General features: G+C 34.3%; 1 protein-coding gene. It reads right to left on the bottom strand.

The features are described 5' to 3' along the window. Window positions 1-218: 218 nt before the first annotated feature. Window positions 219-423, bottom strand: a 205-nt coding sequence (locus ACWIUO_RS13895) for a hypothetical protein (RefSeq protein ID WP_454178476.1), incomplete at its 5' end; no start/stop codon positions are given.

A 423-nucleotide genomic window follows, 5' to 3' on the forward strand; every position in this document is an offset into this window, starting at 1 on the left:
CGTTTTATGTTCCCTAGATTCGTTAGATTTGTCCTGCAAATCATTGGCATTTATCGTTTGTGATTTGTGTGAATCTGCGCTAAATTCAGCTTTTGAATCCTTTGAATCTGCGCACGCCACAAATGCCGATATAAACGCCATAAAAAGCATTGTGCTTATTTTTTTCATTTTTTACTTCCTTATTTTTGTGATTTTTGCTAGATTTGCGTGAATCTTTGCTACGCGCCACAATCTATCTCTGCTGCTTCAAATCCGATGCAACGGGATTGCATATCTATCTCATCATTGTAATTTTTAAGTGGTGCGCCACAATTAAAATATCGTGTCTTATCTGCACCTTTTAAGATAACTACACCATTTGATTTAATGGTAAAGTCATATAATTTATCATTCATTTTTAGCAATCCATTATATTCACATTTG

Source organism: Helicobacter sp. T3_23-1056 (genome assembly GCF_053654535.1).